The 27,000-nt window shown below is 46.3% G+C and carries 19 protein-coding genes; 12 read left to right on the plus strand and 7 right to left on the minus strand.

Annotation, left to right across the window (positions count from 1 at the left end):
- The first annotated feature begins 1 nt into the window (after position 1).
- Positions 2-916 carry a hypothetical protein gene (locus tag FG11_RS02875; RefSeq protein WP_020181565.1) on the plus strand — a complete coding sequence of 305 codons (915 nt, stop codon included), beginning with the start codon at positions 2-4 and terminating at the stop codon, positions 914-916.
- Positions 917-977: 61 nt separating this feature from the next.
- Here FG11_RS02875 and FG11_RS02880 read toward each other — a convergent pair whose 3' ends face one another.
- The 4 genes from FG11_RS02880 to FG11_RS02895 form a co-directional block, all read right to left on the minus strand.
- Complete coding sequence (locus tag FG11_RS02880) at positions 978-1,994, minus strand: CobW family GTP-binding protein (RefSeq protein WP_047533010.1); 1,017 nt, start codon at positions 1,992-1,994, stop codon at positions 978-980.
- A gap of 43 nt (positions 1,995-2,037) precedes the next feature.
- Positions 2,038-3,252 (minus strand): zinc metallochaperone GTPase ZigA, encoded by a 1,215-nt coding sequence (gene zigA, locus FG11_RS02885; RefSeq protein WP_047533012.1) that lies wholly within the window; start codon positions 3,250-3,252, stop codon positions 2,038-2,040.
- Positions 3,253-3,338: 86 nt separating this feature from the next.
- Positions 3,339-3,797: a Fur family transcriptional regulator gene (locus FG11_RS02890; RefSeq protein ID WP_020181568.1), complete on the minus strand. Its 459-nt coding sequence runs from the start codon at positions 3,795-3,797 to the stop codon at positions 3,339-3,341.
- An 8-nt stretch (positions 3,798-3,805) separates the two neighbouring features.
- On the minus strand, positions 3,806-5,392 hold the full coding sequence (locus FG11_RS02895; RefSeq protein ID WP_047533014.1) for a protein adenylyltransferase SelO: 1,587 nt from the start codon (positions 5,390-5,392) through the stop codon (positions 3,806-3,808).
- Positions 5,393-5,495: 103 nt separating this feature from the next.
- Between FG11_RS02895 and FG11_RS02900 the strand changes: the two genes are divergently transcribed.
- The 5 genes from FG11_RS02900 (at position 5,496) to FG11_RS02920 (ending at position 12,300) form a co-directional block, all read left to right on the plus strand.
- The gene (locus FG11_RS02900) at positions 5,496-7,418 is read left to right on the plus strand and encodes a ribonuclease catalytic domain-containing protein (RefSeq protein ID WP_047533016.1); all 1,923 of its coding nucleotides are present in this window, start codon (positions 5,496-5,498) and stop codon (positions 7,416-7,418) included.
- 9 nt (positions 7,419-7,427) lie between these two features.
- Complete coding sequence (locus FG11_RS02905; protein ID WP_047533018.1) at positions 7,428-8,243, plus strand: polyamine aminopropyltransferase; 816 nt, start codon at positions 7,428-7,430, stop codon at positions 8,241-8,243.
- Positions 8,244-8,292: 49 nt separating this feature from the next.
- Complete coding sequence (locus FG11_RS02910) at positions 8,293-9,450, plus strand: THUMP domain-containing class I SAM-dependent RNA methyltransferase (RefSeq protein WP_020181572.1); 1,158 nt, start codon at positions 8,293-8,295, stop codon at positions 9,448-9,450.
- 202 nt (positions 9,451-9,652) lie between these two features.
- Positions 9,653-11,929, plus strand: coding sequence for a putative bifunctional diguanylate cyclase/phosphodiesterase (locus FG11_RS02915; protein ID WP_235276329.1), 2,277 nt, complete (start codon positions 9,653-9,655; stop codon positions 11,927-11,929).
- A gap of 8 nt (positions 11,930-11,937) precedes the next feature.
- The gene (locus FG11_RS02920; protein WP_020181574.1) at positions 11,938-12,300 is read left to right on the plus strand and encodes a nucleotide pyrophosphohydrolase; all 363 of its coding nucleotides are present in this window, start codon (positions 11,938-11,940) and stop codon (positions 12,298-12,300) included.
- 91 nt (positions 12,301-12,391) lie between these two features.
- Here FG11_RS02920 and tpx (FG11_RS02925) read toward each other — a convergent pair whose 3' ends face one another.
- From tpx (FG11_RS02925) to FG11_RS02935, 3 genes are all read right to left on the minus strand, one after another.
- The gene (gene tpx, locus FG11_RS02925; protein WP_020181575.1) at positions 12,392-12,892 is read right to left on the minus strand and encodes a thiol peroxidase; all 501 of its coding nucleotides are present in this window, start codon (positions 12,890-12,892) and stop codon (positions 12,392-12,394) included.
- 148 nt (positions 12,893-13,040) lie between these two features.
- Positions 13,041-13,544, minus strand: coding sequence for a thiol peroxidase (tpx, locus tag FG11_RS02930; protein WP_047533020.1), 504 nt, complete (start codon positions 13,542-13,544; stop codon positions 13,041-13,043).
- 111 nt (positions 13,545-13,655) lie between these two features.
- Entirely contained in the window at positions 13,656-14,816 is a 1,161-nt protein-coding gene (locus tag FG11_RS02935) for an FIST signal transduction protein (RefSeq protein ID WP_020181577.1), read from the minus strand.
- Positions 14,817-15,083: 267 nt separating this feature from the next.
- On the opposite strand from FG11_RS02935, the gene FG11_RS02940 reads away from it, so the two are divergent.
- The 6 genes from FG11_RS02940 (at position 15,084) to dnaE (ending at position 26,998) form a co-directional block, all read left to right on the plus strand.
- Positions 15,084-15,437: a response regulator gene (locus FG11_RS02940; RefSeq protein ID WP_200884590.1), complete on the plus strand. Its 354-nt coding sequence runs from the start codon at positions 15,084-15,086 to the stop codon at positions 15,435-15,437.
- 29 nt (positions 15,438-15,466) lie between these two features.
- Positions 15,467-15,832, plus strand: a complete 366-nt coding sequence (locus FG11_RS02945; RefSeq protein WP_020181579.1) for a response regulator — start codon at positions 15,467-15,469, stop codon at positions 15,830-15,832.
- A gap of 3 nt (positions 15,833-15,835) precedes the next feature.
- Positions 15,836-16,354: a chemotaxis protein CheW gene (locus FG11_RS02950; RefSeq protein WP_020181580.1), complete on the plus strand. Its 519-nt coding sequence runs from the start codon at positions 15,836-15,838 to the stop codon at positions 16,352-16,354.
- A 45-nt stretch (positions 16,355-16,399) separates the two neighbouring features.
- On the plus strand, positions 16,400-18,136 hold the full coding sequence (locus tag FG11_RS02955; RefSeq protein ID WP_020181581.1) for a methyl-accepting chemotaxis protein: 1,737 nt from the start codon (positions 16,400-16,402) through the stop codon (positions 18,134-18,136).
- Positions 18,137-18,175: 39 nt separating this feature from the next.
- Entirely contained in the window at positions 18,176-23,398 is a 5,223-nt protein-coding gene (locus FG11_RS02960) for an Hpt domain-containing protein (RefSeq protein WP_047533024.1), read from the plus strand.
- A 129-nt stretch (positions 23,399-23,527) separates the two neighbouring features.
- Positions 23,528-26,998 carry a DNA polymerase III subunit alpha gene (dnaE, locus tag FG11_RS02965; RefSeq protein ID WP_047533027.1) on the plus strand — a complete coding sequence of 1,157 codons (3,471 nt, stop codon included), beginning with the start codon at positions 23,528-23,530 and terminating at the stop codon, positions 26,996-26,998.
- Positions 26,999-27,000: the final 2 nt, after the last annotated feature.

Here is a 27,000-nt window from a genome sequence, read left to right on the forward strand (position 1 = left end):
TATGCGGCCAGATAAATCACTGATTCATGAAAGCGCGGCAGACCTGTTTTTGGCCAAACCACGCCGTGAGCGTCCCATACAAATTAGTATGAGTCGCAATACGCTGGTGGCTGTACTGGCCTCGCTGTTGCTACATGCTATTTTGTTTTTCTGGGTGATCCCTAAGCCGGAGATGCACCCGATTCCGGAATCTACGACGATAGAAGTCAACTTGGCACCTTTGCCGCAAACCGCACCTGTGATAGCAGAGCCGACGCCCTTGCCCGAGACGCAGCCTGAGCCAGTTAAGCCACCCACACCTAAGGTGATTGCGAAAAAACCTGCTGCGAAGCCAAGTAAACCTAAACCACAAGATTTTTCTGTGCCCGAAGTATTAACGCGCCCGACACCTAGCCCATTGCCGATGCCAGCACCTAGCAATAAGCCTCCCGCACCCAACGAAGCCCCAGTGGATATGATGGCGATGGTCAATCAGCGGCGTGCGCAACGCCAGTCTGCCGAATCTTATGCGGCACAACAGAATGCCGAGGCGGCGGCAAGAGAGCGTGGGCCGAGCGAAGACGAGAAACGTGATCAGCGTATCATGCAAAACCTTAAAGTAGGTACCAATGGTATATTTGAAGTGAAGCGTATGGATAGCAACAGTGCCAGCTTTAGCTTTAAAGGTTGGACCGATAACTACAACAACGCCAAAATGCAGTTCTTCCAGGTGGAAGCACGCAGTGGGCAAGATATACGTTTGATCATGATTCGCCGCATGATTGATTTGATTCGTGAGCACTATCAGGGTGACTTTGAGTGGGAGTCACATCGCTTGGGCCGTTCTGTGATGAAATCGGCCAGAGTAGAAGATAGCGCGGAGTTGGAAGACTTTTTAATGCAAGAGTTTTTTGGGCCGCACTATAAAACGCAGTAACAACACGCAATAACTAGCAGTTGCGATAACACACAACTGCTAACCTGAGGATGGCATTTAATTACACTTGCATTAACGCCTTTCTAATCTCTAACTCATCCAAGCCTTTGCCAATAAGCACGATACGGCTAATGGGCTCGTCCTCATCCCAACCTTCCAGCAAGGTAGGTGGGTAGGGGGTAAAATGCACGGCATGAATGGCCAACGGCGCAGGCTGATCTTCGGCATGAATAATGCCTTTTAAGCGCAACAAATGCTCGCCATAGGTTTGGCATAACCACAAAATCCGTGGTTTTAAATCTTTCCAATTCAACGGCTTAGGCATGGTGACTGTAAAGCTGGTAATGTCGTCATCATGCGCAGCTTGTGGCAACATGCCACGTGGCTTGGCCGATTTAACTGGTGCCCGCAGCCAGCGCTGTGGTTCTGCTTGTTTGCCGGTGGGGTCGAACAAGCCAACGTCAATAATAAAATCAGGGTCAATAGTGCCATGCAAAATCTTATGCTGCGTTGCGCCTGGATTTAATGCAATTAACTTTTCTTTGAGTGTGGCAATTTGCGCTGGGCTGGCCAAATCTGTTTTGGTGATGAGCAATACATCGGCCACGGCAGCCTGTTTGCGCGCTTCGGCATGCGTATCTATTTGCTCAGCACCATAAACAGCATCAATCGTTACCACGACAGCATCTAATCGATATACAGATTCAATCACCGGCTCATTCATTAAGTTGCCAAGAATGGGGCCGGGGTCTGCCATGCCTGTGGTTTCGATTACCAAGCGATTAAACTGGGGGATAGCTTCCATCGCACGTTTAAAAAACAAGTCGCGCATGGTGTCTGCTAATTCATTACTTAAAGTACAGCAGAGGCAGCCACTTTGTAATAACACAGTATTATCAGCCACATAGCTGCTCTCTACATTTTGGGCCAGAATATGATCCAAGCCAGCCTCGCCCAGTTCATTGATGATGACGGCGGTATCTTTCATGCCTTCATGATTGAGCAGTTTGTTCAGTAGTGTGGTTTTGCCTGAGCCTAAAAAACCAGTAAGTAAGGTGACGGGTATGCGTTTATCCATGGTGATATTTTAGCATAGTGATATTTTTTCGAGGTTAAGCACGTTAAGCAGCCTCTTGTGTTTCATACGTTGTTTGCCAGTTAGGGAATGGGTCCTCAAATGTTGCCCATTGCGCCATACCAAGGGCAATTTCGTCTTCCGTTAATAGGCAAGCATCAAACGCCATCGTGATGGCTTCTTGATGCATCTCGATGCCAATCACGACCAGTTCTTGTTGTCTGTCCCCATAAGGGTCTTGCCAGCGTGCTTTGATGTTCAAAAATGCAGCTTCGTCTTCAGGCCAATAGGCGTTAGGTGTTGCTGCCCACCAAAAGCCGGCTGGCTCTACACGTTTAATAGCACCGGCTTGTGACCAGTTTGCACAGACATCTGGACGGCTAGCAATCCAAAAATGCCCTTTGGAGCGAATGACGCCAGGCCATATTTGGTTAAACCAGTGCCACAGACGTACTGGGTGAAAGGGTTTGCTGGTGCGATATACGAAACTTGAGATGCCGTACTCTTCAGATTCTGGTAAATGTTCACCTCGCAATTCACTTAACCAGCCTGGCGCATCGGCAGCTTCTTCAAAGCTAAAACGTTTAGTATTTATGACGCGCTCAAGCGGCACTTGGCCATGCTGACTACGTACGATATCAGCGCGTGGGTTGAGCGTTTTCAATATTGCTTGTAACCGATCAATTTCAGTGAGTGACATCAAATCGGTTTTATTCAGCACCAATACATCACAAAACTCAATTTGCTCAATCAATAGATCTACCACGGTGCGCTCATCCTCTTCACCTAATGTTTCACCACGTGTCGCCAATAGGTCTTGAGAGGCGTAGTCTTTTAGAAAGTTATAGCCATCGACTACCGTGACCATCGTGTCTAATTCTGCAACATCAGACAGGCTGGTGCCATCGTCATCTCGAAAAGTAAACGTTTCAGCAATAGGGAGTGGTTCAGAAATGCCCGTGGATTCAATCAGTAAATAATCAAAACGTTGTTCGCGCGCGAGCCTTGTAATTTCAATCAGCAGGTCTTCGCGTAGTGTGCAACAAATACAGCCATTGCTCATTTCCACTAACTTTTCATCTGCACGCGATAAGTCAGCGCCGCCTTCACGTACTAGTTGTGCGTCAATATTCACTTCGGACATGTCGTTGACAATGACGGCAACACGTTTGCCCTCTCTGTTATTGAGGATATGGTTGAGCAGCGTGGTTTTGCCTGCGCCTAAAAAACCGGAAAGTACTGTGACTGGAAGTTTTTTCATGTGGTTAACCCAATTTAGCAACAATGTTGCATTTTATGGGTTAACCCTATTTTTTGCAACAATGTTGCCAAATTGAGAGGGTGGGATTATTTAAGAGATGCGCAGTCTGCGCAAACACCTTTGATGTTGATATCAATAGACGTGACTTGGTATTGCGCTAATAGTGGAGCAGGGAAATGCGGTTCTAACTCATGTACACAAGTCACTTTTCCACAGACCTTGCAGTGTAAATGTGCGTGATGGTGATTATTTGATAACACTGCGCTAGTAGCTTTGGGTGCAGTTGCTGATGTGAATTTCTGTTGTGATAGCTGAAATTTCCAAGCGCGGTTTTCACCTGAAATTTTATGTACGAGATCGTGCTCGGTTAGCCAATCCAATACGCGGTAAATCGTGACGCGATCAAACTCTTTTTGCGTGGATAAGCGCTCTAAAATTTCAGGATGGCTGAGTGCGCTGTCTGCATCTGCAATGGTGTTCAGTACTGCCAAACGTGCCTTGGTAGGCCTTAATCCGGCGATAATAATTCGTTCTTGAGCGCTCATGCTGATAATTATGAACTACAGGACAGCATAGAACAACCCGCTTTATGTCGCGCCCAATCTGGTCTTTTTTCTTCAAAGCGTTCCATACCGGCTTGCTCGGTATATGGGTTACGCAAGACTTGATGTAGTGTTTCTAGCAAGCTGGTGTCATCGTTTTCAGCTAAATCAATGGCTTGTTGTGCTAGGTAATTACGTAACACATAACGTGGATTGTGCATTTGCATTTGCGCTAGCCTTGCTTCCGCAGATTGCGATGCAGTTTGGATGCGTTGGCAGTAGAGTGACAGCCACTCTGTGAAATCTGCACCAAAATTGCTGTAGCCTTGTTCAGTATAGAACGCAATCTTGAGTGTTTCTAATTGTGGCGCGGCAATGTCCATTTTTGCTAAATGCGTGAAGAACAAAGTCATGTCCACCTCTGCGCGCATCATCAGCTCAAAGCAGCGATTGACCATTTCACCATCGCCATCTTGCCAATCACCCAAGCCGAATTTACCTGCAAATGCTTGCGTGAGTTGCGTCACGTAGGTGCTATCGTATTGTTCGATGGCGAGCGCTAAACCATTGGTATCAGGCAGTATGGTCGCTAAGGTATCGGCCAACCGCTCTAGATTCCAACGGCCAATATCAGGCTGGCGGCCAAAGCAATAACGCTTGCCTTGTGCATCCGTGGTGTTGGGTGTCCAACCTGGGTCAAAGTTATCTACCCAGCCATAGGGGCCATAATCGATGGTGAGCCCAAGTATCGACATATTGTCTGTGTTCATAACGCCATGCACAAAGCCTACGCGCATCCAGTGTGCAATCATAGTAGCCGTGCGTTCACAAATCTCCATAAACCATGCGTTAATGAGTTCAGGCGTGAGTTGATCGTCTGCCAGTTTGTACGGTTGCGTTGTGTACCAATCGCTAAAGTCACGGTCGATGGTAAACGTAATCAACTGCTTGAGTAGGTCGAGCTCACCACGGCTGGCTAATATTTCAAAATGGCCAAAACGGGTGAAGGAGGGAGCCACGCGGCAAACAATGGCGCCCGTTTCCAATTGTGGGTTGCCATCATAAAACATGTCACGTACCACTTGTTCACCAGTTGTGACTAAGCTGAGTGCGCGTGTGGTGGGTACCCCTAAGTGATACATAGCTTCAGAGCATAAATATTCCCGCAAACTGGAACGAAGCACTGCACGTCCATCCGCACGTCTGGAGTAAGGGGTGGCGCCTGCGCCTTTTAACTGCAACTCATAGCGCTTGCCATCGTTAATTAGTTCGCCCAGTAAAATGGCGCGGCCATCGCCTAATTGACCTGCCCAGTTACCAAACTGATGGCCGCCATAACGCGTGGCATAGGCTTGCATGCCTGGTAATAAATCATTACCGCTGAGTGCATTCAGCAGCGCTGGGTCTTGCATGTCAGCTATGCTAAGGCCAAGCATGCTGGCAACCTCTGGCGAGTAAGCCAGCAACTCAGGGGCACGCACTTGGCTAGGATTGACCATTGACCACAGTGCGATTGGCACTTGGCGCGTAAAGTTATCGGTCTCGGGGTCACCTGGTAGTTCACGTAACCAGCGATTGTCAAATTGCAGTGTTTTCATCCTGCTATTTTAGAGCGTTTAATCACATTTCAGTTGCAATTTTTGACAGGAATGCAGTCGCGACTCATGTATCATGGCGGCTATATCCAATGAAGTGTTTTGAATGAACGTATTTTATGAAGAAGATGGTGGTTTTAAAGTCGCCTCCATCATGACAGAAGCTGACAGTTCGCTACAAATAGAGTCCAGCAGCGGTAAGCGCTCTAAAATCAAAGTGGCGAATGTGTTGATGCGATTTGAACAATCGATCGCTGGATTTATGGACGCCGCCAATGCAGAAGCCGATACGCTAGATACCGATTTTTTGTGGGAATGTTGCGGCGAAGCCGAGTTTAACTTTTTAGCCCTTGCGCAAGAATATTATGGTGTAAAACCTACCCCAGTGCAGTCTGCAGCTGTCGCCACTAAACTGCATGCAGCCCCCATGTACTTTTACCGCAAAGGTAAAGGCAACTATAAATCGGCACCAGCGGATACCCTCAAAGCAGCCTTAGCTGGCCAAGAAAAAAAACGTCTGCAAGCTGAGCACGTTGCACAGATGACTGAAGCCTTGAAACTAGGGCAGTTGCCAGAGAGCTTTGCAAGTAAGCTAGATATGCTGTGCTACGCGCCGGACAAAAATACCTTGGAATGGAAAGCGCTAGAGCAAGCCACGCATGATTTGCACTTAATGCCGATACAAGTGCTGGCAAATGCGGGGGCGATTCCATCGGTACATGATTATCATTTGGGTGCATTTTTGCGGGAATATTTTCCACATGGTGGCGAGTTTGGCACATTTGACATTGCCGAAGCTCCCGGCGATTTAACAGTGTCAGAGGTTGAAGCATTTAGTATTGATGACAGTACCACCACAGAGATTGATGATGCCTTGTCTGTGACTTTGCTTGCAAATGGCAATACCCAAGTGGGCGTACATATTGCAGCGCCTGCTTTGGGCGTGCTACCCAATACGCCACTCGATACAGAAGTGATGAAGCGCTTGTCTACGGTATACATGCCTGGACACAAGATCACGATGTTGCCAGAAGCTGCGATCCGTCCGTTTAGTTTAGATGCTGGCGAGATTAAGCCTGTGCTATCGCTCTATATTGAAGTGGCGCCAGATTTTAGTGTGGTGAAGCGTGAAACTAAGATAGAGCGTATCAAGATTGCTGAAAATTTGCGGCATGACAGTCTTGAGCCTTATTTTAATGAAAGTACATTGGATGCAGATACCGGCCACCCGTTTTGGTCACGGTTGCTATACCTGTTTCAGTTTGCCGAAAGTTTAGAAAAAGCACGCGGCAAGTATGACCCCACGCGACCACCACAAGTGGACTACAATTTTTATGTCGATGACGGCAAAGTCAGTATCGTGAATCGCCAACGCGGTTCACCCATGGATAAATTGGTGGCAGAACTGATGATTGAGGCCAATAGCCAATGGGGCGCACTATTGGCCGAACACAAATTACCGGGCATCTATCGCGCGCAAAATGGCGGTAAAGTGTATATGACCACCAAGGCAGAAGGGCATCAAGGCTTAGGTGTGGCGCAATATGCGTGGAGCACATCACCATTACGACGCGCAGTGGATTTGATCAATCAACGCCAATTGATTGCAGCCGTGCAAATGACGCCGCCGGTGTACCCAGCCAACAGTGATGTGATTGTGGGACATATGCGTAATTTTGATTTGACCTATAACGCCTACAACGAATTTCAGACACGCATGGAGCGTTTTTGGTGCTTACAATACTTGATTCAAGAAAATATCACCGAGATTCAAGCAACGGTTTGGCGCGAAAACCTTGTACGTTTAGAAGCATTGCCCTATATGACCAAAGTGCCAAGCTTGCCAGAATTAAAAGCGGGTACGCGTGTGCAGTTGGCAGTACAAAAAGTAGATACCTTATTGATGGAATTGCATTGCCAGTTCAAAGGAGTGCTAGAAATTCAGCCAGAAGCGGTACAGTCAGAAACAACGCCATCAGAAGCAAGCGCTGAAGCTGAAACGTTTGAAGACACTGAAAGCGCCGAATAAGCACGCGCTATGTTTAGATTTAATCGAAAAATTCATAAAAGTGTCGCGGATAACAATGTGGTGGAGGTGACCGAGGTGGATGGCGTACGCTCCATGCATTTAGGTTCAGTCACCGTGCAAAGTAGCATGCGTGTGAAAGAGCCCTTTGCGCTAGAGTTGCCTTACTCTCGCGGCATGATGGGGTTTTTGTTATTTAAGCAAGATACACAGCAGGTGCTCACCATTGGTTTAGGCGGCGGATCCGTACCTAAGTATATTTGGCAATATTGTCCGACGATTGCGCAAACCGTGGTGGAAATTAATCCACAAGTGATGCAGATTGCGCGCAGCCATTTTTATGTGCCAGAAGACGATGCACGATTGCAAATACTGCAAACCGATGGCATTGCTTACATGCAAGAACATTTGAATATTTGCGATGTGTTGATGATAGATGCTTTTGATAGCGTGGGTATTCCGCCAGACTTTTGCACGCAGGCTTTTTTTGACGATTGCGCCGAGATATTGCGCTACGATGGCATATTCGTCATCAATTTATGGGGTAGCGACAAGAATTTTGATGTTTACTTGCAGCGTATAGAGCAAAGTTTTGATGGTCATGTGCTGATGTTGCCAACCGGTAAACCAGGCAATATTGTGGTATTTGGATTTAAACAAGCCAACACACCTGTCATTAAGCTGGCACAGCTACAAGCGCGTGCGCAACAATTAGCTTTGGAACATCGTATTGATTTTGTCGATCTGGTAGAGCGCTTAATATCCAATAACCCACACAACAAATTACAGCTTAGTTTCGACCATATGCGTGGTCAGCACGTCGATTAGAAGTCTAGATCATTAGCACTCAGGATTAAACCTAGGATTAGGAACACACATGAATCAATATTTTGCGACTTGCCCCAGAGGGCTGGAAGCGTTACTCGTAAACGAACTACACACGAGCGGTGCCCGTGACATCAAACCCACCGATGGTGGCGTAAGCTTTGTTGGTGAACTGGCGGTGTGCTATCACGCCAACTTGCATTCGCGCATAGCCACACGTATCTTGATTCAAGTAGGGCGTGGGAAATATGCCACTGAAGATGATTTGTATCAAGCCGCCTATAAGCTCAATTGGCCCAATTGGTTTGAAGTGAAGCATGACTTTATGGTGAAAGTGACGGGTGTTAAATGCCCACTCAAAAGCTTAGAGTTTGCTACATTGAAAATCAAAGATGCCATTTGCGATAAATTCCGCCAAGTCGTCAACTCACGCCCGTACATTGATACCAAAACGCCTGCAGTGCGTGTGCACGCATATCTGACAGCCGACAGTTATCAATACTATGTGGATACCTCAGGCAATGCCTTGTATCAGCGCGGTAACCGTAAAGCCAGTATTGAAGCACCGCTGCGTGAGAACTTGGCGGCAGGCATATTGCAACTGACCGGTTGGAAACCAGGACAGGCTTTACTGGACCCGATGTGTGGCAGTGGTACCTTTTTGTTAGAAGCCGCCATGATGGCTTTGCAGATTGCTCCGGGATTACACCGTAGTTTTGGGTTTGAAAAACTCAAAAACTTTGAATCCGATACCTGGAAAAAGATCAAAAATGCAGCCTTAAAAGCAGTTAAGCCGGCCAACTTCCAAAAACTGTATGGCAGTGATATGGATTTGCGTGCAGTGCGTGTGACCAAGCAGAACCTTACAGAAGCGGGTTTGCTAGAAGCCGTACAAGTTGCCCATGTGAACTTTACCGAGGCCGTGCCGCCTGCTGATGAAGGTGTGTTGGTGGCAAACCCCCCTTATGGCGTGCGTATTGGCGAAGATGAAGAATTGGCATTGCTCTACCCAAAAATGGGAGAAACACTTAAACGTAAATTTGCGGGTTGGAACACCTATTTTTTGACCAATGACTTACGTTTGCCAAAATTAATGCGCTTAACCCCAAGCAAGCGTACCCCACTTTTCAACGGGCCTTTAGAGTGTCGATTGTTTGAAATTAAAATGGTCGCTGGCTCTAATCGCAAAGAAGATAAAATTCCGTTGTAATTCAAATCACTTGCAAGGTAATATCTGCCTTGCAAGCTCATAATTATAAAAATAATCACAATCACCTCTGGTATCCATATTTTTTGATACCTCATACTTTGCACGTAGTGCACGATTCACCGTCTTGCTACATGCTCTGCGCGTAACACATGGTTTGTCATCCAATCACAAAAACATTAGTTGGGTAAAAAGGGGAGAGTGTGTGGAAAGTCTTTTAGGGTTATTAATTCCAAGCGAGTTCATGCCACACGGGCATTGTTATTTGTGGACGCCAGTGTTGTTGTGGCTATACGTAGTTTCCGATAGTGTGATCGCGCTCTCATATTTCACTATTCCGCTTGCACTCTTATATCTGGTCAAAAGGCGTGCCGATATTGAGTTCAACTGGATTTTTGTGATGTTCTCGGTATTTATCTTTGCCTGCGGCATGACCCATTTAGTGTCGATTGTCACGATCTGGATGCCTGCGTATTGGGTAGATGCAAGCATCAAGGGCATTACAGCAATCGCTTCTGCGCTCACTGCTTTCATGTTGTGGCGGTTGATGCCAATCGCACTCACCATGACCAGCACCAAACAACTTCAAAAGAACATCGATCAACTGCAATATGAAGTCAAACAGCGTTTGCAGGCAGAGTCTCAATTAGAGGAGCTCAATAACAATCTGGAAGCGATCGTGCAACAGCGCACGCAAGCGTTAACCAATGCAAATGCTGAGTTGCAGCATGAAATTGATCGCCGAAAAACGATTGAACACGCTTTATTTAAAGAGAAAAAGCAAGCACTGGTGACCTTGGAGTCCATTGCAGATGGCGTGATTACGACGGACATGAGCTCTAATGTCACGTATTTGAACCCTGTTGCAGAATCTATGACTGGATGGACGAAAGAAGATGCCATAGGTAAGCCTGTGCTAGAGGTGTTTAGAATTCTCAATGAAAGTACACGTAAATTGGCAGCCAACCCGGTTGATGTGGTGCTGGCGCATGGGCAGGTATGTGGGCTAGCCAATCACACCATGCTGATTGCTAAAACAGGCCAGGAGTTTGCCATTGAGGACTCAGCCGCGCCGATTAAAAGTGAAGGCGGAGAAATGCTGGGTGTGGTGCTGGTGTTTCATGATGTGAGTAGTGCTAAGCAAATGGCCGAAAAAATGTCCTACTTGGCAGAGCATGATTTCCTCACCGATCTGCCTAACCGACTATTGTTGACAGACCGTATTACTCAAGCGCTGGGCGCAGCCAAGCGTAAAAAATCTAGAGTGGCCATCATTTATTTAGATATTGATCACTTTAAGAAAATTAACGATACCTTGGGGCATGACGTTGGGGATCAATTACTTAAATTTTTAAGCAGAAAATTACAAGCTTGTATTCGCACGACAGACACCATTAGCCGCCAGGGTGGTGATGAATTTGTGATTCTGCTTTCTGAAGTCGATAGCCCAATGGCGCCTGCGGAAATCGCACAAAAACTACTGAATGCAACGAACGATTACTACCAGATTGGTACCCACGAGTTAAAGGTGTCGGCCAGTATAGGCATTTCAATTTATCCTGAAGATGGCAGTACCGCCGATATGCTGATGCGTAATGCCGATGCAGCCATGTATTATGCAAAAGGCTTGGGCAGAAACAATTATCAATTCTTTACTAAAGAGCTCAGTACGCGTATCGCCGATCAAGTAGCGCTCGAGAATCGTTTGCATAAAGCTGCCAAACAGCATGAGTTTATATTGATGTACCAGCCGAAAGTGTCACTCAAAACCGGTAAGATAGTCGGCGCTGAAGCGCTGATTCGTTGGCAGCACCCTGAAAATGGCATCATCGCGCCGAATGTGTTTATCCCAACCGCTGAGGATACGGGGTTGATTAAGGTGATTGGGCAGTGGGTGTTGTCAGAGGCTTGTCGTCAAAATAAAGCATGGCAAGCCATGGGGTTGCGGCCGATTCCTATTGCGATTAATGTATCGGCAGTCGAACTCAGACATTCAGGTTTTTTAAACGAAGTGTCAAAAGTCTTATTGCAAAGTGGCTTGAACCCGCAATACCTAGAGCTGGAAGTCACTGAAACAGTTGCGATCCATGGTGATAGCGAAGGTATTCGTGATTTAATTTCGCTTAAAGACATGGGCGTGAGGTTATCGATCGATGATTTTGGCACTGGTTTTTCAAGCTTGTCTTATTTGAAACGGTTGCCGATTGATACTATTAAAATTGATAAAAGCTTCATTCGTGATATTAAAACGGATGCCAATGATGCAGCGATTATTACGGCGATTATTAAAATGTCACACAGTTTAAACTTTAAGGTGATTGCAGAGGGCGTAGAAACTGCTGAGCAATTGGCTTATCTTAAACAGTATGAATGCGATGAGATTCAAGGGTTTTATTTTAGTCAACCACTCACGGCGGAAGATTTTTCAGCATTATTGCAGTCAGAAAGAATGCTAGAAGCCTTGCAGCCGGACACTGTTTGAGAGTATGCATGATAGAGACGAATGATAGTTTACAAGCGTTACGTACACGTGTGAATGCCTTTGTTGCCGAGCGCGATTGGGCGCAATTTCATACACCTAAAAATTTAGCCATGGCAATGATTGTAGAAGCTGCCGAATTAGTGGAGCAATTTCAGTGGGATACGCCAGCCGATAGCATGGTGTTAACACCCGAGAAACGCGAAGCCGTGAGCCATGAACTTGCTGATACCTTTGTCTATTTACTCAGAATTGCAGAAGTGTTGAATATCGATTTGATTGAAGCAGCTAACCAGAAAATTGAACTGAATGCACAAAAGTACCCGGTAGAAAAAGCCAAGGGAAGTAATGCTAAATATACGGCTTATGAGTAAGCTAATAAGTGCGTTGTAGCGATAAGCACCCTTAATAAAAAAGCCCTGCAATCGCAGGGCTTTTTTATATTACGTTTACGGCTTAGTTGGCTTATAACACAGCTAAAGCTGCGTCATAGTTTGGCTCGTTTGCAATTTCGCTCACCAGTTCGCTATGTAGCACTTTATTGTTTTCATCTAATACCACCACTGCACGTGCAGTTAAGCCAGCCAGGCTACTATCGACAATATTGACTCCAAAGTCATTGGCAAACTTTGCAGTGTCACGGAAAGTAGAGAGTGTTACGACGTTCTCAATGCCTTCTGCACCGCAAAAACGGCTTTGTGCAAAAGGTAGGTCAGCCGAAATGCAGAGCACAACGGTATTGTCTATCTTGCTTGCTTTTTGATTAAAAGTACGTACAGAAGTCGCACAAGTAGGCGTATCAATACTTGGAAAAATATTGAGCACTTTACGTTTGCCAGCATAAGCGCTTAATGATTGTAATACACGCTTTGCATCTGCTAATTGAAAGTCTGGTGCGGTTTGACCAACGCTAGGGAAGTTACCACCTACTGTTACTGGGCCGCCTTTAAGAGTGACTGTCGACATGAATATTCTCCTTAATAATGAATGAAATATGAATTGTTTATTGTTATGGTCAATATCCACATCGTGAATAAATCACTCAATGGATGTTGTGATTAAATCGTAGAAAACAGTAAGGTATCACTTAGATAGCATATTGAACATATGCCAATTACTTTAATGCTCTTAACGCTGCTTGATAATTAGGTTCGTTAGCAATTTCCGGAACCAATTCTACGTGTTTGACTACATTGTGTTCATCCGCAATGATAATCGCACGCGTGGCTAATCCAGCCAGTTTGCTAGTGACGATGAGTACGCCATAATTTTTAAGCATATCGCGTCCGCGCAGAGTAGATAAATTAATGACTTGGTCTAGGCCTTCAGCCGCACAGAATCTATTTTGGGCAAAAGGTAAATCAGCAGAAATATTGAGCACAACTGCATTTTTCATGCCGCTTGCGAGTTGGTTAAAGCGTCTTACAGAGCTGGCACAGGTAGGGGTGTCGAGGCTCGGAAAAATGTTAAGCACTTTACGTTTTCCGGCAAAATTATCTAAGGTCGCATCGTCAAGATTTTTATCGACCAATGTAAATTCAGGGATGTGCTCTCCCACTTTTGGTAAAACGCCCTCGATGAGAACAGGGCTTCCCATCAAAGTTACGGCATTAGGCATCGGTATTCCTTTTTCGACTTACTTAACACTGGATGAATAGCAAAAAAAGCATTTGCATGACACAAATGCTTTATAACATACTTTAACTGAGGCGCGCTATGTGCCGGCGATTCAGGCGAGTACGTTTTCGCTTAAATAGCCAATCGTCATGGTTTGATTATGTAGCACGCTGTCTGAGGTATTGGGGCGTGGCGCAAGCTCGCCATAAGAGTAAAAGCCAGTGATATTGGTTTTGGCCCCCAATATCAGTTGAACCTGTTTGACTTCATCCACCACCTGCTCAGCCATCACACCTTTGCGGCCTACGCAACTTACACATAAAGCTAAACCGGTTTGATTGGTTTTGTTCTCGCCCAAGCCATCCATTACTAGTTCAGCGGCTGCGCCAGCACCCTCCACTAGGCGATCATGGTTGGTTTGACATAAACGTACGGTTTCGCCTTCCTCCACGTTGCCTGCAAAGGTGAGGCTGTTGTTATCGGCATTCACGGCGAGTAATGTGCGGATTTTCTCTACATCGCGCTTACCTTCTTCGATGATGGCCAATGGGAATTTAAGTCCCGTACCCGGCAAGCCTTTGGAAAAGGCTTCACCAATATACATGCGGTACAGCGGTAGGGCAGGTTTTCCGTCCATTTCGTACACAATATTTTTTTCTGATTTGGTGATTTTTCGTGGGGGACCATACGGTTTCCAGCCACCCAAGGCACCACTGGATACAATCAAAGAGTCACCATATAAGCCCACCGCGATAATCATGCCGTCAGACACGGTCTCGTTAAATATCTGTAGTGTTTTTACAAAAGCACCGCCATCACCCGCTAAGCCACCAATAATGGGGACTTCACCCAATACGCTTTGGAAACCTTTGAGGAGTTCGGATCCGTTTACATTTAAACCATCTGAAATCACCAATAATGCTTTTAACGTGTTGTCTTTTAACTGCTTACCTAATAAAGCAGCTGTTTCAAATGAGTTTTGCATGCCAGACATTTTGGTTTGCGCTACACGTTGCACTACTTTTTCCCACATAATGGCAGTGATTTGAATGCTGTCATCAAAGACACCATTTGCATTAATTTCACCCGATGTGGTACAGCCGATGACTTGTGCAGTTGGGTAGCGCGCTTTTAAGTAGGATTGCAATTTACCTTCCGAAAATCGCTTCACTGAAGAGAAAGCGAGCACCAGATTAGCGGTTGGAAGTGGTGATGTAGCAGGTAGATCTTTGAGTGCGCCCTTGGCATCTACAGATTCTTGTCTGATTAACATTGATTGCAGCCCTTAAAAAAATTAACTTGAGGAATGTATCTAAATTACCCATTTTTAGCATTAAATGTTAAAGTGTTTTATCACAAATGTAAGCTAAGTGTTGCATTTCTGTTTAGATAATGTAATATTTTTCTACAAATGTAAAGGATTGTTACCGGAATTTAAAGTTAACCTAGATAAAAATGAGACAAGAGTTGACAGGTAAACAACGTACAACACAGGAGCGTAAATTAATTGTCCAACAGTGATTTAGCCGCAGTAAAAGTCATGGTAATTGACGACAGCAATACTATTCGACGCAGTGCTGAAATTTTTCTAAAAAATGCAGGGTATGCAGTTATCTTGGCAGAGGATGGTTTTGACGCGCTCTCTAAAATCGCCGACCAGCACCCGCAAATTATCTTTATTGACATTATGATGCCGCGTTTGGATGGCTATCAGACCTGTAGTTTGATTAAACGTAATGATCGATTTAAATCTACCCCAGTGATTATGCTTTCCAGCAAAGACGGTTTGTTTGATCGTGCTCGTGGCCGCATGGCCGGTTCAGATGAGTATCTGACCAAACCGTTTACGCAAGAAACACTGGTGGCAGCTGTTACTGAGTACGTAAAAGTTTAACCAGAATAATTCAAAAATAAGGATTCATTATGGCAATAGAAAAAATACTGGTAGTAGATGATTCGGCAACGGATCGTTTTTACTTAACAGAAATGTTGGAAGCTAATAACTTTGAAGTGCAAGCATTAGAGAGTGGCGAGGCCTGTGTAGAGAAGGCTGCTGGATTAGCCCCAGATCTAATCGTGATGGATATCATCATGACAGGTATAACAGGGTTTCAAGCGGCAAGAACGCTGACAAAAGATCCGGCCACAGCCAATATTCCTATTGTGCTCACCTCAGGTAAATTGCAGGTAACGGATTTGGCTTGGGCAGAAAAAATGGGCGCCAAAGGCTGTTTGCAAAAGCCGATTGATAAAGCTGAACTCTTGGCGATTATTGCTAAACTTGGATAGGTCATGGCGGCAAAAAACACACTTAAAAACTACCAAGCCAATATTCTAGAACGGCTGGAAGAAGCTAAAAAAGCGGGCTCAGCAGCACCCGCTGGCTATTTGGGTGTGGTGATTGCCGGTAAAAATGTGCTGGTCAATATGCAGGAAATCAGCGAGACATTACCGATGATGGAAATTTACCCGGTGCCCTTGGTGAAAAGCTGGTTTCTAGGGGTGGCCAATGTGCGTGGCGTATTGTATGCCATTAACGATATTGGGCAATTGATGAATGGCGTGGCCACATTAATCAGCTCAAGTGCGCGCGTGTTGCTCATGAGCGATGAAGTGACTTCGCATGTGGCATTTTTGGTAGAAAAGTTAGTTGGGCTACGCAAGCTTGAAGGAATGCAGAAGGTGACCGATACATTAGAGCATGCGTTTTGTATGCAACATGATGTATATGAAGATCAGGATGGCAATCAATGGATGGTGCTTGATTGTGCTAAGTTGGTGCAATCAAAAGAGTTTATTCAGTCATATTAATATTCGGTACTCATAAAAAATCGTAGGGAAAACAGAGGGATTCAAATGGCGATTAATGTAGGTTTTATAAAAGCAATTCCAGAAAAAGTAAAACAGCTCTTTGCAAAACGAGAGGCTGTATCTGGCGGTAAAACAAGTTACGCCCAGGTGTATTGGCCGGTGATTGGTTTCGTTGTATTTACTGCGTTGGCGGCGTATACGATTCACCAAGTGCGCGTCAACGGACCCGAATTCAACAAGATACAAAAGAACAATGATTTGCGTGCCGATATTTCTCCACCTTCACTCTATGCGGTGGATGCGTTTGCGGCAGCCAATGAAGCTTATGTAGCAACGACCAACGGCGATTATCAGAAACGTGATAAAAAACTGGAAGAAGTAAAGCGTTACGAGGTTGTGTTTAAAGAGCGTCTAGCGTACTGGAAAGCCAACGCGGAAGCCGGCAACATGACTGGCGCATTTGAAGCTGTGGCTAAATCTAACGAGAATTTTTATCGTATCTTTAACAAAGACTTTGATGCGGCGATTAAGTTAGGCGCGATTGCAGCCGCTAAGCCGCTGGCCGATTTAGCCAGTGCCTATGAGGTAAACAAGCAAACAGCCAATACACTTAAATATGAAGTGGAAAAGCTCTCAAGCAAAACATCAGAAGAGGTTTCAAGCTTGCTGGTGAGTATTTTGGCGGCTTTGGTCTTATTGGGCTTGGCGATTGTGTTTGCCATGATTTATTTCGGTATTCGTCAAGTAAAAGCCATTGATACTTCGGTGAAACGCTTGGAAGATGACGGACAGTCCAACCAAATGGCGGTTCTGAATTTGCTAGATGAGATGGGTGACTTGGCGGATGGTGACTTAACGGTACGTGCGCAAGTGCGTGAAAATATTACCGGGGCGATTGCTGACTCCATTAACTATACGATTGATAACTTGCGCGATCTGGTAACCGAGATTACGCGCGCGTCAGAGCAGGTGAACACGGCAACCGCGCAGGCGCAGCAGACTTCAGTATCCTTGCTTTCAGCGACTGAGCAGCAATACAAACAAATTACCGATACAACAGATGCGGTGACCACCATGACACGTTCTATCTTGCAAGTATCGAGCAACGCGAGTCAGGCGTCCGAGGTTGCGCAGCGTTCATTGCAAGCGGCGTCACAAGGGTCTAAAGCGGTACAAAATACGATTCAAGGTATGAACAGTATTCGTGAGCAAATTCAGGAAACCTCAAAACGGATTAAACGTTTGGGTGAAAGCTCACAAGAGATTAGTGAGATCGTGGACTTGATTTCTGACATTACAGAACAAACCAACATTTTGGCGTTGAATGCGGCGATTCAGGCAGCGTCAGCGGGTGAAGCGGGTCGAGGCTTTACGGTGGTTGCGGAAGAGGTGCAGCGATTGGCGGAACGTTCATCTGAGGCGACCAAGCAGATTGGTGCCATTGTAAAAACCATTCAGACCGATACTAACTCTGCGGTAGCCGCGATGGAGAAAAGTACCGAGGGTGTGGTAGAGGGTGCGCAACTGTCTGATGCGGCGGGCCGAGCACTGGCCGAGATTGAAAACGTGACCAACAACTTGGCGCGTTTGATTGAGTCGATTTCATCTGCAACAGAAGCGCAAACGCAAGTAGCGTCTACCGTGACGAAGAACATGCAGCAAATTCAAGAGATTACGACACAAACGACTGAAGGTACCAAAGTGACTGCTACCTCTGTGGGTCAGTTGACTTCGCTGGCGAAAGAGTTGCGTGAATCAGTTGCTGGGTTCAAGCTCGCTTAAGCTGTTGAGATAAATCTATAACTTTTGAGATGAATTTAAGTGTCAAATGATTTTGATATCGGCCCATTAACTTGGGTGAAGGACGAAATTGATAAGTCGCTGCATACTGTTTTAGATAATCTAAACAAGTATGGCGCCAACATCTCGGATACCGCGTTCCTCCGGTACGCGCAAACACATGCCTACCAAGCCAGCGGTGCGCTGGATATGGTGGGGTTGGAAGGGTGTAAGTTTTACTGCGCAAAACTGGAAAAATGTTTGTCTGCACTTGAAAAAGGCGAAATTCAAACCACGCCAGAACTCATTGAGCAGTTAATGCATGCAGTCAATGCCTTGTTGGCGTATATAGAAAGCCTGATGAAAGGCGCGCGCGACGTGCCATTGCGCTTGTATGATGCGCTTGCTCCAGTAGCTGCCGCGCATGGGGCACCAATTGAAAAAAGTGATTTATTCTTTCCGGATATCAGCTTATCTGCACCTAAAGATGTCGCTACTCTTGAGATGGACGAAGCGACATACCCTAAATTTATTGCAGAACAACGGCTTGGCTACCAGAAATCGCTATTAAGCTGGCTAAAAAGTAATGATGCAGATGCGCTCGGGCAGATGGTGAATGCGCTTGCCAATGTGAGCCAAGCGCAAACACGTAGCGCGCCTAAGTTGATGTGGTGGTCTGCAAGTGCATTCGCACAAAGCTTATATGATTCAAAAATTTCTACGCTGGCCGGTGCCAAACGTATCTGCAGAAAAATAGACCAAGAGCTAAAATTATTGTTGGAGGATGCACCGAAAGCCAATCCTCATATGCTGAAAGAAATGCTCTATTACGTTGCGGAGTCAGACGCTGACTATCCCGCGGTGAGCAAAGCCAAACATCTGTTTGATTTGCAAAGTTATATTGAAAGCCCGTTAGATCAGTTTGGTCACGGCGTGATTGAGCAAGCAGAAGTGAATACAGCCTTGCAATTGGCCGAGGTGGTGGCAAGTATTGGCGATGTCTGGAATGAGCTATCCAATAAAATTAATTTTAATGTAGAAGATCGCCAACATACAACGATTTCTATCGACAATATATTGATGACCAAGTGCGCCAATATTTTGGCTGAGCACCAGCCGCTATGTCAGCAATTAAGCCAAGTAGTAGTCATTGATTTGTATCAGGCACTGGCACAAGTCACTGGCTTTTTGAGAGACGGCTCAGGCCAAACCACGCATCCGATCTTAATTGAAATCGCTGCAGGTATTCATCTGCTCGAAACAGCATTGCAAGAATATACAGAGCTGGATGCAGGCAAAATCCAAAAACTACTGTCTGAAATTCAGCGTTTGGAGCATATTGCATCTGGCGCAGCCTATACGCAGCTGGCACAAGACAGAACCAATGAGTTGGATGCTGATACGATTAAAGTAGTGGTGTCACAGATCCAAGAGTCATTAAAGCTAGTAGAACAATCGCTGGATGGTTTCTTTAGGCAATCGGACGATAAATCAGCGCTTGCGCTCACAGTAAAACCGCTTAAAGAAGTGGCTTCTATCTTTCAAATGTTGGATATGGATACGCCAGCCAATATTGCCAAACTGAGCTTGGACTATATTGAATTTTTCCAATCGCCACAGTTTGTAAGCAATCAAGGCGAGTTTGAACTGCTGGCGGAGAGCTTGAGTATGCTGGGCTTGTATGCTGAAGGCATGCCTAAGGTGCGCCCAGAGTACGAATCAGCCATGGATGCAGCACTGACGAGAATGCGTACTACATTGACGCATGTGGTCAATACTCAATCCTCAACCTCGTTGGAAACTGCAGAGGCTACTGTTGAGGCAGTTGTAGCAGATACTCAGCCTGAGCGCTTAAGTGCCGACACGGCCTTGGATGATGAGTTGTTGGATATTTACCTGACAGAGGCCGAAGAAGTGTTGGCGCATATTGCCAATAATCTGCAGCTACTTAAAGTCAGTGCCAGCCATGAAGCTCTGGTGGAAGTCAGAAGAGGCTTCCATACCTTAAAAGGTAGCGGCCGCACGGTTGGATTAACTAATTTAGGTGAAGTGGCTGGCAAGGTAGAAACGTTTTTAAATGGCGTGTTGGACAATAAGGCTTTGTTAACAAGCGCGCAGTTACAAGAGGTTGAGCAGGTGACCGCTGAATTTGCTGATTGGTCTAACACCCTGCGCGAACAAAAAACGTTGACGTTTAATCCGGAAAAATGGATAGCACGCATTGAAGGCTGGGACAAACCTACTAAAAAAGCGGCGAAGAAAAAAGCAAGCGATGATGTGGTGCTGATAGGGGGCACACGTAAACTGAGTCGCCAGCTATATAATATTTTCTTAAACGAAAGCATGTTGAACATTACTACGCTAGAACAAGATTTAGCGAATATCAATGCACATGCGATGGCAGTTGCGCCCTCGGATGCTGCCAGACGTGCAGTACATACATTGGCCAGCAATGCATTGGCTGCAGGCTTTACGCACATGGGTGCACTAGGCCGCGCAGCAGAAGCTTGGTTGGATGAGGTTGGCGCGGAATGGTCGCCAGCCAACCACAAGTTGTATACACGTGTGGTGAAATCTGTTGCCAGAATGTGGCAGCGTATTTCTGAGCTCAATGAGCCTAAGGAAGAAAAAGCGCTGTTAAAAGCACTGCAAAAACCAGCCTCTGTTACCAAACGCAGTGCTAAGAAATCTGCAACGCCTGTTGAAGATGCGGCTAATCTGCTAACACCAGATGACACAATAGAGACGATCGTAGAGACTGCTGAAATACCTGCTGAAATATTGCCGAATGAAGTAGAGCCTCTGTCTGTAGCTGAGCCAGAACCTGCAGTGGAAGAAAATGAAATCGTGTTCATCCCGCCAGTGTTAGGAGAAATAGCGGAAGAGGCAGCGGAAGACGCACCTGCGACAATGCCTTGGGACAATACGGCAGATGTCAGCGATGAGCCTGTCGAAATTTATCCAGCTGCCGCTTCGGGCAATGATATTTCTGAAGATGGCTCAGATGTACTGGAAGATGTTGAGCACGTCGATGCAGAGATTCTCACTTTGTTCCAAGAAGAGGCAGATGAGTTGCTGCCAATGATTGGCGTTGAACTTAGAGCATGGCGCGCCAGCCCACAAGATTCTGAACATCCGGATGCACTTCAACGTGCCTTGCATACGCTTAAAGGCAGTGCCCGCATGGCAGGTAAACATAGCCTAGGCAATGTTGTGCACAATATGGAAGAGCGTGTAGTACAGGCGCTAAAAACCAAACCCAACGCACAAACGTTTGAGCATTTGTTTACCGATTTAGATGCGATAGGTGTTTATTTCGAAGAAGGCCATTTGCCTGAACACCTCACACAACTGATTCAAGTTGAGAACGAACCTACTGAAGATGCACCGTTAGAAGACGTAGCGGCAATTACGCCAGCGCATATTGATGTAGCGGCGCAAACCATTCGCCACAGCAACCGCAAAACACAGTTCTTGCGTATGCGTGCAGATGTGCTGGACCGCCTGATTAACGAGGCCGGTGAGATTTCGATTATTCGCTCCCGCATTGATAAAGAAGTGATTGGTTTCAAAAACACCTCGCATGATCTGACCGAGAGCGTATCGCGCATGCGTAACTATTTACGCGAGTTAGAGATTGAGGCCGATACACAGCTGCAATCACGCTTGACCTTATTGCAAGAGGCCAATGAGAAGTTTGACCCATTAGAATTTGACAGATTCACCCGCTTGCAAGAATTGACGCGCATGATGGCGGAGAGTGTGAACGATATTTCCACCATTCAAAATGGCTTGATTGGCAACTTGGGGCAAGCAGAAGCTGCACTGCAACAACAAACACGTATGAATCGTGAATTGCAACAAACGTTGATGAATGTGCGTATGTTGCCGTTCTCACAACTCTCTGAGCGCATGGATAGAATTGTGCGGCAAACTGCACGTGAGCTGAAAAAACGCGTTGAATTCACGATTACGGGTGATAAAACTGAAATTGACCGCAGCGTGCTGGATAAAATTGGTGCGCCATTGGAGCATTTGCTGAGAAATGCGGTAGCACACGGCATTGAGTTACCGGACAGCCGCCAAAAGGCTGGTAAAGCGGCTACTGGTAAATTACGCTTGCATGTGACAGCAGAAAATGACGAGATTCGCATTCAGGTAAGCGATGACGGTGCCGGCGTCAATTTGAAAAAAGTACGTGAGATTGCGGTCAAAAATAAACTGATTGATGCGAAAGCACAGATTAATGACCAAGCCCTCATGGCAGTAATTTTTGAGCCAGGGTTCTCAACCTCTGCCGAAGTAACACAAATTGCTGGCCGCGGCGTGGGGTTGGACGTGGTGCGTAGTGAAGTGACTGGCTTGGGTGGTCGTATCGATATTGATAGCCGTTTGGGCGAAGGCACACAGTTCTTTATTTATCTGCCAGTGACACTCACTGTGGCACAAGTGTTGATGGTGCGCGCAGGTAATACGCAATATGCGATATCTGTGGCCATGATTGAGCAAGCACAAAAAATCAAACAAGCCGAGCTTGCAAAAGCAAATGAGACAGGTGAGATTGTATGGGCGGGTAATACTTATCCATTTCACCATATTGCTAAGTTGCTGAATGAGTCAGGCTCAGATGACGCACATACCTATGCTTCTGTATTGCTATTAAGAAGCGGTAACTATCGTATTGCATTGCATGTGGATGAAATGCTGGGCAACCAGGAGGTGGTGATTAAGCCAATTGGCGTGGAGTTAGCACGCGTGCCCGGTATTATGGGTGCCACCGTGACTGGCGATGGTAGTGTGATTCTCATCCTTAACCCATTACTATTAGCCAACCGTGAAGTGCTTGCAGTGGGTAGCGTAAAGGTGAAAGTGCAAGATACGCCTATCACACTCAAGCCAAAAGCGCTGGTCGTAGATGATTCGTTGACCATGCGTAAAGTACTGGGGCGTTTGATGGAGCGTGAAGGCTATGAGGTGTTGGTGGCCAAAGACGGAATGGATGCCTTGCAGTTATTACAAGGCGTGACACCGGATATTATTCTGACGGATATTGAGATGCCGCGTATGGACGGATTTGGTTTGGCCCGTAATATTCGTGACGATGCGCGTACAGCCAACACACCGCTAATTATGATTAGCTCACGTACCGCAGATAAGCATCAAAACTTGGCCAAAGACATTGGTGTGGATGCGTTCTTTGGTAAGCCGGTGCATGATGATGAGTTGATTGCTAAAGTCAACGAGCTGGTCAATAAAAAACATTAATAAATCATTAAAAACAAGTGGTTATATATTAACTGCTTGTTTTTCTCCCATGTTGTCCAGCAAAAAAACTTTCACTTAATACCTCAATTAATGGGTGTCATTGTGGCCTGACAAAGGTAAAATGTGGGCATGCAAGATTCCGCACTCCAACCCATCACACCTGCCTTTGTGCATTTGCGCTGCCATAGCGAATACTCCGTTTTGGATGGCATTGTACGCATTGACGATTATGTCAAAGCAGCTAAACAAGACGGCATGCCTGCGCTTGCATTGACCGATTTATCCAACCTATTTGGCGCGATTAAATTTTATAAAGCAGCGCGTAGTGCAGGCATTAAACCTTTGGTAGGCTGTGATGTTTGGATAGAAAATACGACGAATCGCGACCAAGCGCATCGTGTACTTTTTTTGGTACAAAACTTGGTGGGGTACCGCCATCTCTGTGAGTTGCTGAGCAAAGCATATCTAGAAAATCAGTATCGCGGTCGCGCGGAAATCAAGCAAGAGTGGCTAACCGAGGCTAACGCAGGCTTAATTGTATTGTCAGGCTTTAAGCATGGTGATATCGGCCATGCATTGAGCCAAGACAATCTGCCCATGGCTAAAAAGTGTGCGGAGCAATGGGCAGCATTATTTCCTAACCGCTTTTATCTAGAAGTGCAGCGTACACATCCGCAAGGGCAACATGGCGCACAAGATAGATTGGTGCAAGCCACGGTGTATCTGGCGCATACACTGGATTTGCCAGTCGTCGCCACCCATCCGATTCAATTTATTACGGCTGACGACTTTATGGCGCATGAGGCTCGCACCTGCATTGCCGAAGGCTATATGCTGGCCGATAGTCGCCGCCCTAAACACTTTACTGAATCACAATATTTTAAAACGCAGGCAGAGATGCAAACGCTGTTTGCGGATATGCCAGAAGCTTTGACCAATAGTGTGGAAATTGCCAAGCGCTGCAACCTGAGCTTAACCTTAGGCAAAAATTACTTACCAGACTTTCCAACGCCCAATCAAGAAAGCTTGGACGTCTTTCTGGTGCAGCAATCCGAACTAGGGTTGGAAACGCGCCTGAGTGCTTTGTATCCCGATGAAAATATCCGTGCACAAAAGCGCGAGACTTATGAAAAGCGGCTGGCATTTGAGTGTCAAATCATCAACCAGATGGGGTTTGCTGGCTACTTTTTAATTGTGGCGGACTTTATTAACTGGGCCAAGCACAATGGCGTACCAGTAGGGCCGGGCCGTGGTTCTGGTGCTGGCTCTCTGGTGGCCTATAGTCTAGGCATTACCGATCTAGACCCGCTACGCTATAACTTACTGTTCGAGCGGTTCTTGAATCCAGAACGCGTCTCCATGCCCGACTTTGATATCGACTTCTGTCAAGAAGGGCGTGATCGCGTCATTGATTATGTCAAACAAAAATACGGGCTGGCGTCCGTATCGCAAATTGCTACCTTCGGGACCATGGCGGCTAAGGCCGTGATTCGTGACGTGGGGCGCGTGTTGGATTTGCCTTTTAACTTTGTCGATGGCATTGCCAAGTTGATTCCATTAGAGCTTGGCATTACCTTGCAATCTGCGTTAGAAAAAGAGCCGCAACTGCAGGAACGTCGTGAAAAAGAAGAAGAGGTGGCAGGCCTGCTAGAACTGGCTTTGCGATTAGAGGGTTTGGTACGTAACGTAGGCATGCACGCAGGTGGCGTGTTGATTGCGCCGGGTAAAATTTCCGACTATTCCCCAGTCTACTGTCAAGCTGATGGCAGCAGCTTGGTCAGCCAATACGATAAAGATGACGTGGAGGCGGTAGGCCTCGTCAAGTTTGACTTTTTAGGGCTACGCACACTGACCATTTTGGACATGGCGTTAGAAAATGCCAATGCACAGCGTGCGCAAGAGAATTTACCGCCATTAAGTTTTGAGACCTTGCCACTGGATGATAAAAAGAGCTATCAACTGCTCAAGACTTCCAACACAACGGCGGTATTCCAGCTAGAGTCTAAAGGCATGAAAGACATGCTCAAACAGGCCAAGCCGGACTGCTTTGAAGACATTATTGCGCTGGTAGCGTTGTATCGTCCAGGTCCAATGGATTTGATTCCGGATTTTTGTCGACGGAAACATGGCTTACAGCGTGTGGAATATCCACACCCGGCGACCGAAGCGATTCTGAAAGAAACTTACGGCATTGCGGTGTATCAAGAGCAGGTGATGCAGATTGCGCAGGTGGTGGCAGGATATAGTCTAGGCGGTGCGGATTTGCTGCGGCGTGCCATGGGTAAAAAGAAACCGGAAGAAATGGTGGCACAACGCGCTATTTTTAACGAAGGTGCGCAGAAAAACGGCTTGAACGAAAAGCAAGCCAATGATCTGTTCGACTTGCTGGAGAAGTTCGCTGGCTATGGCTTCAATAAATCCCATGCGGCAGCGTATGCACTAGTGGCGTATCAAACGGCTTATCTAAAAGCACATTATCCGGCCGCATTTATTGCAGCCACCATGTCGGCCGATATGAATAATACCGACAACGTACGCATATTCTTTGATGATTGCGCGCCAAACCAAATTGATGTGTTACCCCCAGATATTAACCAAAGTGTGTACCAATTTAAGCCATTAAATGCAAAACAAATGCTCTACGGTTTAGGGGCCGTTAAAGGTACTGGTTTGGCTGCGATTGATTTGATTTTAGCTTCACGCCAACAAGATGGACCATTTTCCGATATCTTTGATTTTTGTGCGCGTTTGGACTTGCGTAAAGTCAATCGTCGCGTCATTGAGTCTCTCATTCGCGCCGGCGCGTTTGATACCATTGAAGCAAATCGAGCAGCATTGTTGGCAACGGTGAGCACAGCAATCTCGGCCGCAGAGCAGAGCAGCTCTCATGCTGGCCAAAACAGCCTATTTGGCGAAGCCTCTGAAACCAAGCATCAATTGCCTGTGGTAGAACCGTGGTTGCCTGAGCAAGCGTTGCTAGAAGAGAAGGCGGCGCTAGGGTTTTATTTAAGTGGGCACCCGTTCTTGGGCTATAAAGAAGAGCTAGCCACGTTTGTGAGGGGCAGTTTGGCCGATTTAGCACCGCAGGAGCAGCCCAAGCTGATTGCCGGCGTGGTCATGGGAGTGCGTATTCGCATGACGCAGCGCGGGAAGATGGCGATTGTGACAATAGATGACGCAGTGGCGCGGGTGGATGTGGTGGTGGGTTCTGAATTACTGAACCAGCATGCATTGTTGATTAAAGAGGATCAGCTGCTACTGGTAGAAGGGCGCATCAGCAATGATGATTTCTCTGGCGGTATTCGCGTGAGCGCACGCAAGCTATTTGATTTGACGACGGCCAGAAGCCAGTATGCCAATATGCTTAAAATTTCTTGCAACGGACAGTCGGATGCACAAAAGCTCAGCGCGATATTAAACCCATATCGCAACCGCAATGCGGATAAAAGACTCTGTCCGGTCAAGATTGAATATCATAATGCACAAGGTCAAGCTAGCCTGATGTTGGGGGATGATTGGCGTGTGGAACTGCACGATGATTTATTAAAGCATTTACATACATGGCTTTCAAAAGAAAATGTAAAAATCCTTTATAATTAACC

The organism is Methylotenera sp. N17, assembly GCF_000799155.1.
In the GTDB taxonomy this organism is placed as follows: Bacteria; Pseudomonadota; Gammaproteobacteria; order Burkholderiales; family Methylophilaceae; genus Methylophilus.

Bases quoted from the DNA above. Each gene is read 5' to 3' on its own strand.
- FG11_RS02875 (WP_020181565.1), top strand. From the start codon at position 2: ATGCGGCCAGATAAATCACTGATTCATGAAAGCGCGGCAGACCTGTTT.
- FG11_RS02880 (WP_047533010.1), bottom strand. From the start codon at position 1,994: ATGGATAAACGCATACCCGTCACCTTACTTACTGGTTTTTTAGGCTCA.
- zigA (WP_047533012.1), bottom strand. From the start codon at position 3,252: ATGAAAAAACTTCCAGTCACAGTACTTTCCGGTTTTTTAGGCGCAGGC.
- FG11_RS02890 (WP_020181568.1), bottom strand. From the start codon at position 3,797: ATGAGCGCTCAAGAACGAATTATTATCGCCGGATTAAGGCCTACCAAG.
- FG11_RS02895 (WP_047533014.1), bottom strand. From the start codon at position 5,392: ATGAAAACACTGCAATTTGACAATCGCTGGTTACGTGAACTACCAGGT.
- FG11_RS02900 (WP_047533016.1), top strand. From the start codon at position 5,496: ATGAACGTATTTTATGAAGAAGATGGTGGTTTTAAAGTCGCCTCCATC.
- FG11_RS02905 (WP_047533018.1), top strand. From the start codon at position 7,428: ATGTTTAGATTTAATCGAAAAATTCATAAAAGTGTCGCGGATAACAAT.
- FG11_RS02910 (WP_020181572.1), top strand. From the start codon at position 8,293: ATGAATCAATATTTTGCGACTTGCCCCAGAGGGCTGGAAGCGTTACTC.
- FG11_RS02920 (WP_020181574.1), top strand. From the start codon at position 11,938: ATGATAGAGACGAATGATAGTTTACAAGCGTTACGTACACGTGTGAAT.
- tpx (WP_020181575.1), bottom strand. From the start codon at position 12,892: ATGTCGACAGTCACTCTTAAAGGCGGCCCAGTAACAGTAGGTGGTAAC.
- tpx (WP_047533020.1), bottom strand. From the start codon at position 13,544: ATGCCTAATGCCGTAACTTTGATGGGAAGCCCTGTTCTCATCGAGGGC.
- FG11_RS02935 (WP_020181577.1), bottom strand. From the start codon at position 14,816: ATGTTAATCAGACAAGAATCTGTAGATGCCAAGGGCGCACTCAAAGAT.
- FG11_RS02940 (WP_200884590.1), top strand. From the start codon at position 15,084: ATGGTAATTGACGACAGCAATACTATTCGACGCAGTGCTGAAATTTTT.
- FG11_RS02945 (WP_020181579.1), top strand. From the start codon at position 15,467: ATGGCAATAGAAAAAATACTGGTAGTAGATGATTCGGCAACGGATCGT.
- FG11_RS02950 (WP_020181580.1), top strand. From the start codon at position 15,836: ATGGCGGCAAAAAACACACTTAAAAACTACCAAGCCAATATTCTAGAA.
- FG11_RS02955 (WP_020181581.1), top strand. From the start codon at position 16,400: ATGGCGATTAATGTAGGTTTTATAAAAGCAATTCCAGAAAAAGTAAAA.
- dnaE (WP_047533027.1), top strand. From the start codon at position 23,528: ATGCAAGATTCCGCACTCCAACCCATCACACCTGCCTTTGTGCATTTG.